The organism is Flagellimonas iocasae (assembly GCF_042682725.1).
GTDB lineage: Bacteria > Bacteroidota > Bacteroidia > Flavobacteriales > Flavobacteriaceae > Flagellimonas > Flagellimonas iocasae.
The window spans coordinates 271,788-284,004 of the sequence record NZ_JBHUHU010000002.1; the positions used below are offsets into that span (position 1 = coordinate 271,788).

Here is a 12,217-nt window from a genome sequence, read left to right on the forward strand (position 1 = left end):
TTTTCTACCGTAAAGCCTCCTCAATGGCACTAGCAAATAATTCCTCTAAGGATATTCCAGCTTCCTTGGCCTGTTTGGGAAGAATACTTTCTTCTGTAAGCCCTGGGGTGGTATTGACTTCCAATAAATGGGGTGTGTCTCCAATAAAAATAAATTCACTGCGGGTATAGCCCTTTAACCCCAGTGTTTTATAAATGAATTCTGCCCAGTGCCTCACATTCTCCTCCTGTTTTTTGGAAATTCGGGCGGGGGTAATTTCCTGTGATTTTCCCAGATATTTGGCTTCAAAATCAAAAAAATCGTTTTCCGAAACAATTTCCGTAATGGGTAGTACCATTACCTTTCCATTATATGTTATCACCCCCACAGAAACCTCGGTTCCATCCAAAAAAGATTCAATAATTACCTCGTTGTCTTCCGAAAAGGCATTGTCCAACGCCTTGGTCAGTCCTTCCTTTTCATAGACTTTGGAAACCCCATAACTACTTCCAGCTCTGTTGGCTTTCACAAAACAGGGAAGCCCCACTTTTTCTACAATATGGTCTTCATCAATAGAGTCGCCTTTATCCAAATAGTAGGAAGTGGCACAGTGCACCCCATAGGGTTTAAGTGTGCTCAACAAGTCCCTTTTGTTGAAAGTAAGTGCGGCTTCATAATGGTCGCAGGAGGTTTGCGGAATATCGAGCAATTCAAAATAAGCTTGGAGCAACCCATCTTCACCTGGAGTTCCATGTATAGCATTGAAAACACAGTCAAACCTGATTTTTTTATCTTCAAGGGTTATGCTGAAATCGGACTTATCAACAGGGATTTCTTCATCGGCATCATTCAGATACGCCCATTTTTCTTTGGTAATCACAATACGGTAAGGGGAGTATTTTTCGCTGTTCAAATAGCGATATACCACACTACCGCTCTTCATGGAAATTCCATACTCACTGGAATAGCCGCCCATTACAATGGCTATGTTTTTTTTCATTGGCTTGTCGAATCGCAGTGCCAAAATAAAGAAAAAAGGACTGGCTTTCCTATATTTGTCCACATAAGGCATTTCGCATGAAGCAATTTTTGAATTTTTTAAAGAGCAAGACATTTTTCATCCAACTGGGGTTGGCTGTGGTAGCTGTTGTGGTATTGGTCCTTATTGCGTTGCAATGGTTAAAGAGCACCACCAATCATGGCGAATTTGTTGAGGTTCCGGATTTCTCCAAAATGTCCGTATCTGATATGCGAAAAGCAGTGGAAGATGCCGGGTTACGATATCAGGTATTGGATTCATCGGAATACAATCCAGATTATCCCCGATTTTCCATTTTGGAGCAAAACCCACATGCAGGCAGTAAGGTAAAGGCCAACCGTAAAATTTATTTTACGGTGAATCCATCCGGATATAAAAAAGTAAGTGTCCCCGATATCATCCAAGTGACCCAACGGAATGCGGCCTCCATGCTACGCGCTGTTGGATTGGAAGTGGAACGGGTAACCTATATTGATGAGTTGGGTAAGGACATGGTCTACAACATGAAACACAAGGGGAAATATGTGAAACCTGGCGACAAATTGCCCAAAACCTCCAAGGTTGAATTGATTTGCGGCAACGGAACCATCCCTGGAAGTGCGCGCGTTCAGGCCGAATCTGAAGAGTAATGGACGATTCCGATATCCAAGAACTGTCACAAGACGAACTTTTTGAGCATTATAGGTTTGTGGCCTCAAAAGGGCAGGAACCGTTACGTGTGGACAAGTTTTTAATGAATTTCATTGAAAACGCTACCCGAAACAAGATTCAGCAGGCAGCAAAGGATGGCCATATCTGGGTGAACGGGTCCATCGTCAAACAAAATTACAAAGTTAAGGCAGGGGATGAGGTGAAGGTTTTGTTTGAGCATCCACCGTATGAATTTTTGCTGACCCCGGAGAACATCCCTCTAGATATTGTGTATGAGGATGATTCTTTACTGGTGGTCAACAAACCTGCAGGAATGGTGGTGCATCCCGGTCATGGAAATTATTCCGGTACTTTGATCAATGCGCTCGTCTATCATTTTGATAATTTACCCAACAACAGCTCCGAACGCCCCGGTTTGGTACACCGAATAGATAAAGATACCTCTGGACTTTTGGTAATTGCCAAAACCGAATTGGCTATGACCCATTTGGCCCAGCAGTTTTTTGAAAAAAGCAGCGAACGTGAATACATAGCTTTGGTCTGGGGCAATGTGGAGGAAGATGAAGGCACAGTGGAGGGCCATATTGGACGAAATCCCAAAAACCGACTGCAGATGGTGGTGTTTCCGGATGGCGAAGATGGCAAAGAGGCTGTTACTCACTATAAGGTTTTGGAACGATTTGGCTATGTGACCTTGGTTTCATGCCGATTGGAAACGGGACGTACCCACCAGATTCGGGTTCACATGAAATATATCGGCCACACCCTCTTCAACGATGAGCGCTATGGTGGGGATAAAATTTTGAAGGGAACCACCTTTACCAAATACAAGCAGTTTGTGGAAAATGCCTTTAAGGTTTTGCCCAGACAGGCCCTTCATGCTAAGACATTGGGGTTTGAGCATCCGGTGACGGGAGAGTTTCTTCGTTTCAATTCTGAATTGCCCGAAGATATGGTCAACGGCATTGAAAAGTGGCGCGGATATGCCAAGCATCACGAATCATAGTTATCTTCAATCTTAAGATTGAAAACACCTTTAGTCCATCACTCCATAAAACCAAAAAGCTCGCTATTTTTACGAAAATTTAGTTTCTGATGAAAATTGTAGTATCACCGGCAAAGTCGCTCGATTTTGAAACCACTTTGCCTACAACCCAATATAGTCAACCCCAATTTTTGGAACAATCCGAAAAGCTGAACGGCATTCTTAAAAAGAAAAAGCCCAAAGCCTTGTCCAAGTTGATGTCAATTTCAGACAATTTGGCCGAACTGAACTGGGAGCGAAATCAACAATTTTCATTGCCCTTTACCACGGACAATGCCAGACCTGCAGTGTATGCTTTTAATGGGGATGTGTATCAGGGGCTGGATGCCTATACCATTCCAGAGGAAAAGTTGGATGAGCTACAGGACACCCTCCGAATCTTATCAGGTCTTTATGGAATTTTAAAGCCATTGGATTTGATGCAACCCTACCGCTTGGAAATGGGAACCCAATTGAAGGTGGGAAGAAAAAAGAACCTTCATGAGTTTTGGAAAAAACAGCTTACCGACTATCTAAATGAAGAGCTGAAAGAGGATGAGTTGTTCGTTAATTTGGCCAGCAACGAGTATTTTGGGGCCATCGATGAAAAAAAGCTGAAAGTGCCCGTGATCACCCCAATTTTTAAAGATTGGAAGAACGACACGCTGAAAATCATCAGTTTTTTTGCCAAAAGGGCCCGAGGTTCCATGGTGCGGTATATTTTGGATACCAATGCCAAGACATTGGATGACATTAAAGGCTTTGATTATGATGGGTATCTGTTCAGTGCAGAGCATACCCTCAAGGAAAATCAACCCGTGTTCATCCGATAAATCAGCAAATTTTCTCCCCGAGATTTAGGGGTAACTTCTTTTAAAAAACAAGACAAGGTGTTAGGTTTGTGGAACACATGTCTTAAATTGTGATAGGAGCGAATTTAATCCTCAGGTTTGGCTTTTATGCCGATCTTTGGGTACTCAAACAATATAGAAAACACTAACACCGAAGTATGCAGCAGTCCAGACGATTAGAAGAGTTTAAAAAATCGGTCACCAATAAATTCAACATTTACAACAGCCTTTTTCTGAGTTTACCCTACAAAAACATTGAGAATGTGGGGATGCTTATCCCATTATTATTGGATCAGTGCGAAAAAGGACTTAAAGCGGGCAAGGATCCCCAAGAAATTTTGGAAGTCTTTTTTGCCAATTTTGCCGATATCCAAGATGAAAGAGAGCGGTTGGATTTTATGTTCCGTATCATTCAATATGTGGAACGCCAAGTAGTGCTTTATGACAGTGTTGAGGATTCTGCTTTTTCTAAATTGCAGAAATACAGTAATTCCTTGACGATTAAGGATTATTTTGAGTTGGTAAACCGCACCAAAAACTGGGATAAAGTATCCAAAAAACTTTCAACCTTTAGTGCACGGATTGTACTGACCGCCCACCCTACACAATTTTATACTCCAGCGGTTTTGGACATTATTGCGGAATTGCAATCGCTTATCGATGAAGACCGTATTTATGATATCGATGTGACCCTTCAACAATTGGGATTGACTTCTTTGGTGAATGCTAAAAAGCCAACGCCCTTGGACGAAGCCAAAAACATCATCTACATTTTAAGGAATACCTATTATGACGCCGTAGGCGAGTTGTATCAATATGTAAAGAGCAACATCCGGGATGCTGATTTTGAAAACTACAACATTATAAAACTTGGATTTTGGCCCGGTGGCGATAGGGACGGAAACCCTTTTGTAACGGCTGATATTACCAAAGAAGTCGCTGATGAACTTCGACTTACATTGATGAAATGCTATTACAATGAGTTGAAGGAACTGCGCAAAAAATTGACATTCAAAGGTGTTCAGGAGCACCTAAATGAATTGAGCGGCAAGCTCTATAAAGCCATGTTCGACCCGAATGCGCCTATATCTTATGAAGAGATTATTGAACATTTGGGGACCATTCGCGAAAAATTGATTGCGGACTACCACGAGTTGTATTTGGACCTTTTGGATAAGTTTACGGACAAGGTGCACATTTTCAAGACCCATTTTGCCACTTTGGACATTCGCCAAGATAACAGTAAGCATCTTCTTGTTGTGGAAACTATTTTAAAACAAAAAGGAGCCATCAAGGAAAGTATTTCCGAGCTAAAGGAAAAAGAACTTATTAAATGGTTGCTGAAGGAGAACATCACCTTGAACCCTGATGATTTTGAGGATGATATTGTAAAAGATACCATCACCAACATCAAGCAATTGGGTGAGATTCAGGCGAAGAATGGACAAGATGGCTGCAATCGTTATATTATCAGTAATTCAGAGGATATTTTTGCCGTTTTGTTCGTGTTTGGATTATTTAGATGGTGTGGTTGGGATGAAAAGGACATCACCTTCGATATCATTCCATTGTTCGAGACCATGAAGGGTATGGAAGCCGCTGAGGAAGTAATGCAGACCCTCTTTGATATTCCTGCATACCGAAAACACTTGGAGCGTCGAAATGAAACCCATACCATAATGTTGGGCTTTTCGGATGGAACCAAGGATGGCGGTTACTTAAAAGCAAACTGGTCTATCCTCAAAACCAAGGAAACCTTGAGCAAAGTTTGCAAAAAGAATGGTATCAAAGCCATTTTCTTTGATGGTAGGGGAGGACCACCAGCAAGGGGAGGTGGAAAGACACACCGGTTTTACGCAGCGCAGACCAAAGATGTGGCCAATCACGAAATTCAGCTTACCATTCAAGGACAGACCATTACCAGTACCTATGGTACTAAGGAGCAGTTTATCCATAACTCGGAGCAATTGCTTACGGCTGGTCTTAGCAACAATATCTTCGGAAAGGAACTGGTGATTTCTGGAGCACAGCGCAAATTAATGGAGGAACTTTCGGAGCTTAGTTTTGAAAAGTACGACGCGCTAAAACAGCATGACAAGTTCATTCCTTATTTGGAACACCGCAGTACCCTAAAATATTATACCAAAGCCAATATTGGAAGTAGGCCTGGAAAACGGGGCAACAAAGCTCAATTGACACTTTCTGATTTGAGGGCGATTTCATTTGTGGGTTCATGGAGCCAATTGAAGCAGAACGTTCCCGGTTATTTTGGATTGGGTACCGCGCTGCAAACCTTGAAGGATGAGGGCAGACTGAACGAAGTGAAAAAACTGTACAAAGAAGTTCCGTTCTTTAAGGCGTTGATGCTCAACAGTATGATGTCATTGGCAAAGACCAATTTTGATTTGACCAGCTATATGAAGGAAGACCCTGAGTTTGGAGATTTTTGGAATATTCTTCATAGGGAATTTGAACTCTCCAAAAAGATGCTCTTGCAGATTTCAGGCCTGAGCATATTGATGGAAGACGAAGAAGTTTCCCGTGAATCCGTAAAAATTAGGGAGAAAATTGTGTTGCCATTATTGGTCATTCAACAGAATGCACTGTATCACATCACCCAAAATTCAGAATACAAAGAGCTTTACGAGAAAATTGTGACCCGCTCCCTTTACGGAAATATCAATGCCAGTAGAAACTCGGCGTAAAATGTTTTTTTAGTTTATGTTCCGTCACCCTGAGTTGATCTCAGGGTCTCATCAAGTTAGTTGAATGAAAAGTTCATGTGATGCTGGAACCAGTTCAGCATGACGGATTCTATTATTTTTTTAAAATAATGAAAGCATTCAAAGATAAGATTGCTTAAAACTTACAACTTTTGAACTTGGAACTATTTAAGCATACCCATCCTTATGAGCCTTTTCTATTTCCCGAGGCCACAAAATTGATTGTGGGCACTCTCCCACCACCTCGGTTCACTACAGGTGAATTGAAGTTGGAAGATGTGGATTTTTGCTATGGAAGTTGCAATGGAATGCTTTGGCCAATTTTGGACCGGATTTTTGGGCTGAATCTTAAATTCGAAAATACAGCCGAAGCTATTCTACAACGAGAGCACTTCTTGTTAAAATATAAAATAGGGGTCTGCGATATCGTCCACAGTGCCGAACGTGAGAAGATTGATGCCTCGGATTTAGGAATGAAAAACGTGGTGCTTCGGGATTTGGTCGGATATTTAAAGGATTACCCCAATGTTGATACCCTTTTGTTCACTGGCGGAAACAGTAAAAATGGCCCTGAATACTTTTTCCGGAGGCAATTGAAGGAGTATGGTCTACAGCTAGACGTAGTTTCCGATGAAGTGCCTCGTATTCATGAGGTTGAGATTGAAAATAGAAGGGTAAAGACCGTTTCCCTTACAGCACCGTCGGGTGCGGCAAACCGGGCAATTGGTAGCCTTCAGTTGTACAAAGACCTCAAAAGCGAAAACCCATCCTTCACCACTTTTGATTTTAGGGTTATGCAATACCGGGATTTTTTTGAGGATTTGGGTTAAAAGCAATACAGTCAATCTATTCGTCAAATGGATTAGGGCATTGGTCAATTTTTACCCCAATTTTACGTTTTAAAGCATACATTCAAGGAAACCCAAAATTAATATCATGAAAAACTTACTTAGAATTACCGTCGCTTTATGCGCAATGGTTATGATAGCTTCCTGTAAAGTAAATCACGGAACTGTGAAAAGTAGTACAGCACCCGGTCAAGTTAAAAAAGCGACCGGAGCTAAAAGCGCTAAGGCGTATGCCCCTGGTCAACGCAAAAAGAATGATAATTAGGAACAATTTTAATCTCCTATTTTAACAAATAAAACCGCCTTCAATTTTGAAGGCGGTTTTTTATTTGGTTTCCGTTCGCTGGATTTAATCTATTGCTGAAGTCAGCATCCCATAAAAGGCCTTAATTCCGTAGGCCAATTGCCCAATTTTTAAATTTTCATTGGGACTATGCTGATTATTGTCTGGATTCACCATAGGGACAATAAAAGCGGGAATCTTCAACTCGTTGATAAAAGGAGCGATTGGGACTGTTCCTCCCGTGGTTCGGATTTGAATCACGTCCTTGCCAAACTGTTCTCCCAAGGTTTTTACCAAAAACTGTCCGTAGGGATTGTCCAAATCAGTGCGGAACGCATCGGTAACGCTGCCCTCGGTCACGGTGACCACTTTGTCATAGGCCATCCGTTCCTCTTTTGTGGGAACATGGTCAAATACAGTGTACCCCTGTTTTGCAATATGGTCTTTCACTAATTTTTTTAAGCGATTTCCATCGGTTTCCACCACCAAGCGAAGGTCTAACTCGGCTGTGGCACTTTCGGGTACTATGGTTCGGGCTTTGTCGCCAATCCATCCAGAACCCAGACCTCGAATATTCAGGGAAGGATATTGAAGGGCCTCCTGATAAAATCCGCCCACTTTTTCGGCTGATTTAAATTGAAGGTTATCCGAAATTTCCGCATCGCTATCCGGAACACTCTTTAAGACTTCCATGGCCGAATCACTTATAGTGATTCCATCATAATACCCAGGAATGGTCACTTTGCCATCCTTGTCTTTCATACTGGCGAGCAATTGTGCCAATTGAAACCCTGGGTTAGGGGCATAGTTGCCGTAATGTCCACTGTGCTGTGGCTTTATAGGTCCATAAGTGGTCAATGTCAGCGTAGTGATTCCTCTGCAACCATACACTACCGTTGGGTCGCCGGTGGAATGCGTTGGGCCATCAGCAATCACCAAAAAGTCGGCTTCCAGTAATTCGCGGTATTGTTTTACGGCCTTGGGAAGGGGTTCGCTGCTTTTTTCTTCCTCGCCATCCAAAATCACCTTCACATTGATTGGGATTTCTTTTCCATCTTTTTTCAGGAGGTCAATTGTATTCAAAAACATGATGATCGGCGATTTGTCATCCGAAGTGGAACGACCGAACAACCGCCAGTCGTAGTTAATATCATCATCAAGCTCATCAAAGGAAACGGTTTTGAAACCATCACCTTCGGGAGCTTTCAATACAACCTCATACGGATTGGGTTGGTCCCATTTGGATGGGTCAACGGACTGTCCATCAAAATGCATGTACAAAAGAAGCGTAGGTTTGGCATCATCCACGGGCAATGCAGCAAAGAAAAGCGGCATGTTCTCCGTTTCCAAAATTGCAGTGTTGAAGCCACGTTCCCCAAATTTTCGTTTCAGCCAAAATACGTTATCATCAATATCGCGGGCGTTCAAAGCATCGTTGGGAATGGCGATGAACTCCCGTAATTCTTTAATGGCTGAGGCCACTTGGGACTTAATGGCCATATCGTCTTGAGCCGAAACCGAAATGGCAATCAGCGACGTTAGTAAAAAGACAGTTCTTTTCATGATTTGAGTTCAGTTTTTGAAGGATGAAAATTAACGATTTTGATTCATAAAACCGTAAATTTTGGCCAAAGTCAAAAAAATAGCCCCATCAGGTTTGCGCTAATGGGGCTTAAGAGGATTCAACCTCTAATTGTATGTGTGAAAACTTATTTTTTGTTTTGCTGTTTTTTTATGGAATCATCATCAAAATCTACCTTGTTCGTCGTTTGATTTATATTTCCCGTAGGATTGGTAGGATTGTTCTGTTCCACTTTTCGATTAAACTTTTTCTTTTCTTTAATAACTCCCATATCTTTCTTTTTCTTGATTCACTTCAAGATAATAGATACAGCCGTGAAACTCCGTTAACCCCTTTATAAAACTTTGTTAGTAACTGTTAACCCAACACTACAATGGCTTTTGAGCCGCTATTTTCTGATGTTTTTCACAAAATCACCAATGCCATTGACACCATTTTGCGTCAAGTGCTTAATAAAAGCAGAACCAATGATGGCACCTTTTGTTTTCTCGGTGGCTTGTTGAAATGTTTGGGCATTACTGATGCCAAAGCCAACAATTTGTGGATTGTTCAGATGCATGCCAGAGATGCGTTCAAAATACGAGGACTGTTCTTCTCCAAACCCTTCTTTGGCGCCCGTAGTGCTGGCTGAACTCACCATGTAAATAAAACCATCTGAAGCTGCATCAATGGCCTTGATTCGTTGATCACTCGTCTGTGGGGTAATCAAGAAGATATTGATGAGGCCATATTGCTTAAAGGTGGATTCGTATTCTTCTTGATACACATCCAACGGTAAATCGGGAAGAATGAGACCATCGATACCAATTTCCTGACACTTTTTGCAAAACGCTTCAACCCCATATTGGAGCACCGGATTAAAATAGCCCATTAAAATCAAAGGGATGGAAACCGTTTTCCGAATGTCTTTTAATTGTTCAAAGAGCAGTTCGGTGTGCATGCCATTTTTTAAGGCTGCCGTGGAACTTTCTTGAATAGTGGGCCCATCAGCAAGCGGGTCACTGAAAGGCAGCCCCACTTCAATAAAATCCACACCGCTTTTTTCCAAATCTTGGATGATTTTTACCGTGTCGTTTAATTGGGGATAACCCGCAGTGAAATATATGGAGAGGAGTTTTTTATCCTCTTGTAGTTTTTGTTTGATTCTGTTCATCATGATATTCTGTGTCTATTCCCCCTTTGAAGGGGGTGAGGGGGATGTAAAAACACCCCTAAAGTCCCCTCAAGGGGACAGTTATAATTTAAAATAATCAATATAATTCTGTAAATCCTTGTCACCCCTGCCTGAGAGGTTCACCACCACCACATCATCTGGATTGAACTTTCTATCCTCAAAAATGGCCAGGGCATGTGACGATTCAATGGCGGGGATAATTCCTTCCAACTGGCACAGCCCAAGCCCGGCGGTCATGGCATCATCATCCGTAATGGAAATAAATTCTCCCCGCCCAGAGGTATACAAATGGGCATGTAACGGCCCAACCCCTGGATAATCCAACCCGGCCGATATGGAATATGGTTCGGTAATTTGACCATCTTGGGTCTGCATCAATAAGGTTTTGCTGCCATGGATAATACCCACTTTACCCAAAACCGAGGTTGCGGCACTTTCTCCAGAGTGAATCCCTTTTCCGGCCGCTTCCACGGCAATGATACCAACTTCAGGGGTATCCAAAAAGTGATAGTAGGCACCCGCAGCATTGCTTCCTCCCCCCACACAAGCTACTACGTAGTCTGGATTTTCTCGGCCTTCTTTTTCTTTTAACTGGGATTTGATTTCTTCCGAAATCACAGATTGGAATCGAGCCACCATGTCTGGATAGGGATGAGGTCCAACAACTGACCCAATAATATAGTGGGTGTCAACCGGATTATTGATCCAATCACGAATCGCCTCATTGGTGGCATCCTTTAAGGTTCTACTTCCAGATTTGGCAGGACGCACTTCGGCCCCCAACATTTTCATTCGGGCAACATTTGGGGCTTGTCGGGCAATATCGATTTCACCCATGTATACCACACATTCAATGCCCATCAGGGCGCAAACAGTGGCAGTGGCCACCCCGTGTTGACCTGCACCGGTTTCAGCAATGATTCGGTGTTTGCCCAATTTTTTGGCCATCAAAATCTGCCCGATGGTGTTATTGACTTTGTGGGCACCGGTATGACATAAATCTTCTCGTTTCAGATAGATTTTGGTGTTGTATTTTTCGGAAAGGCGTTTGGCAAAATAGAGTGGGGTAGGGCGGCCTACATAATCCTTCAATAATTGATGGAACTCTTCCTGAAAAGAGGGCTCCGCCATGATTTGGAGGTAGTTTTGCCGAAGTTCCTCACAGTTCGGATAGAGCATTTCGGGGATAAATGCCCCGCCAAACTCTCCGTAATAGCCTTTTTCGTCAGCGTGATAGCTCATATCAATTTACAATTATCAGTTATCAATTCTCAATTACCCATTTTTGGCAATTGGTTGTTTTTACTTGGTTAAAAATTCAGAAAGTGATTCTTGAAACACTTTCAATACTGTGACATCTTTTCGTCCGGGTTCTATTTCAAATTTGCTGTTCACATCAATGGCGAAGCAATATTTGGATGCTGGACTTTTCATAAATTCTTTCAATTTTTCAACGGATTCCAATCCAATTCCGCCACTTAAAAAGAAAGGTTTGGAGGAGGGATAGTTTTCCAAAATAGTCCAATCGAAGGTATAACCGTTACCTCCGGGCAATTTTCCTTTGGTGTCGAACAGGAAGTAATCACAGACATCCTCGTAGTCCTTCAAAATGGAAAAATCAAAGTCATCTTTGATGGAAAATACTTTGATGATTTCCAAAGTTGTCAGGTCGAGCGTCCCGAAAGCTTTCGGGAAGACCTCATCACGGGGAACAACTTTCTTTTTTCTCGACTGCCTGTCCGTCCGGTAGGCGGGCGCTCGAAATGACAGAAAGTTGTCCTTTAATGTTTTGCAGAATTCAGCACTTTCCTTTCCGTGAAGTTGAATCGCGTCCAATTGATACTGGACTACTTTTTCCAAAATCTCTTCCACAGCAGCATCAACAAATACGCCCACTTTTTTGATGGATTTGGGCAATTGGGGCATGTCTCCCTCAAAAAAACGGGAGGAAGGTTCCCAAAAGATAAAGCCCAAATAATCGGGTTGCAATTGGGCAACCTCGGTGGGGTTATGGTGCATGCCACAGACTTTCAGTTTCATATTTCGTTTTTGTTATTCCGAAC

General features: G+C 42.3%; 11 protein-coding genes. 5 read left to right on the forward strand and 6 right to left on the reverse strand.

Annotated features, from left to right (window positions below):
- Positions 1-4: 4 nt before the first annotated feature.
- The gene (locus ACFSJE_RS07085) at positions 5-979 is read right to left on the reverse strand and encodes a D-alanine--D-alanine ligase (RefSeq protein ID WP_379830288.1); all 975 of its coding nucleotides are present in this window, start codon (positions 977-979) and stop codon (positions 5-7) included.
- Positions 980-1,056: 77 nt separating this feature from the next.
- Here ACFSJE_RS07085 and ACFSJE_RS07090 point away from each other — a divergent pair, with 77 nt between their 5' ends.
- The 5 genes from ACFSJE_RS07090 (at position 1,057) to ACFSJE_RS07110 (ending at position 7,097) form a co-directional block, all read left to right on the forward strand.
- On the forward strand, positions 1,057-1,647 hold the full coding sequence (locus ACFSJE_RS07090) for a PASTA domain-containing protein (protein ID WP_379830289.1): 591 nt from the start codon (positions 1,057-1,059) through the stop codon (positions 1,645-1,647).
- Entirely contained in the window at positions 1,647-2,675 is a 1,029-nt protein-coding gene (locus ACFSJE_RS07095) for an RluA family pseudouridine synthase (RefSeq protein ID WP_379830290.1), read from the forward strand. The genes ACFSJE_RS07090 and ACFSJE_RS07095 overlap by 1 nt, the downstream gene beginning before the upstream one ends.
- Positions 2,676-2,764: 89 nt before the next feature.
- The gene (yaaA, locus tag ACFSJE_RS07100; protein ID WP_379830291.1) at positions 2,765-3,526 is read left to right on the forward strand and encodes a peroxide stress protein YaaA; all 762 of its coding nucleotides are present in this window, start codon (positions 2,765-2,767) and stop codon (positions 3,524-3,526) included.
- A 176-nt stretch (positions 3,527-3,702) separates the two neighbouring features.
- A complete protein-coding gene (locus ACFSJE_RS07105) occupies positions 3,703-6,249 on the forward strand; it encodes a phosphoenolpyruvate carboxylase (protein ID WP_379830292.1) in 2,547 nt (848 codons plus the stop codon).
- Between the two features lie 170 nt (positions 6,250-6,419).
- The gene (locus tag ACFSJE_RS07110; protein ID WP_379830293.1) at positions 6,420-7,097 is read left to right on the forward strand and encodes a uracil-DNA glycosylase family protein; all 678 of its coding nucleotides are present in this window, start codon (positions 6,420-6,422) and stop codon (positions 7,095-7,097) included.
- A gap of 367 nt (positions 7,098-7,464) precedes the next feature.
- On the opposite strand, the gene ACFSJE_RS07115 is transcribed toward ACFSJE_RS07110, so the two are convergent.
- From ACFSJE_RS07115 to ACFSJE_RS07135, 5 genes are all read right to left on the reverse strand, one after another.
- Positions 7,465-8,961, reverse strand: coding sequence for a M20/M25/M40 family metallo-hydrolase (locus tag ACFSJE_RS07115; RefSeq protein ID WP_379830294.1), 1,497 nt, complete (start codon positions 8,959-8,961; stop codon positions 7,465-7,467).
- Between the two features lie 146 nt (positions 8,962-9,107).
- A complete protein-coding gene (locus tag ACFSJE_RS07120; RefSeq protein ID WP_379830295.1) occupies positions 9,108-9,251 on the reverse strand; it encodes a hypothetical protein in 144 nt (47 codons plus the stop codon).
- Between the two features lie 117 nt (positions 9,252-9,368).
- Positions 9,369-10,133 carry a tryptophan synthase subunit alpha gene (trpA, locus tag ACFSJE_RS07125; RefSeq protein WP_379830337.1) on the reverse strand — a complete coding sequence of 255 codons (765 nt, stop codon included), beginning with the start codon at positions 10,131-10,133 and terminating at the stop codon, positions 9,369-9,371.
- Positions 10,134-10,214: 81 nt separating this feature from the next.
- Positions 10,215-11,396: a tryptophan synthase subunit beta gene (gene trpB / locus ACFSJE_RS07130; protein ID WP_379830296.1), complete on the reverse strand. Its 1,182-nt coding sequence runs from the start codon at positions 11,394-11,396 to the stop codon at positions 10,215-10,217.
- A 60-nt stretch (positions 11,397-11,456) separates the two neighbouring features.
- Positions 11,457-12,194, reverse strand: a complete 738-nt coding sequence (locus ACFSJE_RS07135; protein WP_379830297.1) for a phosphoribosylanthranilate isomerase — start codon at positions 12,192-12,194, stop codon at positions 11,457-11,459.
- Positions 12,195-12,217: the final 23 nt, after the last annotated feature.

Coding starts and splice junctions, on each gene's coding strand:
- ACFSJE_RS07085 (WP_379830288.1), bottom strand. CDS start 979: ATGAAAAAAAACATAGCCATTGTAATGGGCGGCTATTCCAGTGAGTAT.
- ACFSJE_RS07090 (WP_379830289.1), top strand. CDS start 1,057: ATGAAGCAATTTTTGAATTTTTTAAAGAGCAAGACATTTTTCATCCAA.
- ACFSJE_RS07095 (WP_379830290.1), top strand. CDS start 1,647: ATGGACGATTCCGATATCCAAGAACTGTCACAAGACGAACTTTTTGAG.
- yaaA (WP_379830291.1), top strand. CDS start 2,765: ATGAAAATTGTAGTATCACCGGCAAAGTCGCTCGATTTTGAAACCACT.
- ACFSJE_RS07105 (WP_379830292.1), top strand. CDS start 3,703: ATGCAGCAGTCCAGACGATTAGAAGAGTTTAAAAAATCGGTCACCAAT.
- ACFSJE_RS07115 (WP_379830294.1), bottom strand. CDS start 8,961: ATGAAAAGAACTGTCTTTTTACTAACGTCGCTGATTGCCATTTCGGTT.
- ACFSJE_RS07120 (WP_379830295.1), bottom strand. CDS start 9,251: ATGGGAGTTATTAAAGAAAAGAAAAAGTTTAATCGAAAAGTGGAACAG.
- trpA (WP_379830337.1), bottom strand. CDS start 10,133: ATGAACAGAATCAAACAAAAACTACAAGAGGATAAAAAACTCCTCTCC.
- trpB (WP_379830296.1), bottom strand. CDS start 11,396: ATGAGCTATCACGCTGACGAAAAAGGCTATTACGGAGAGTTTGGCGGG.
- ACFSJE_RS07135 (WP_379830297.1), bottom strand. CDS start 12,194: ATGAAACTGAAAGTCTGTGGCATGCACCATAACCCCACCGAGGTTGCC.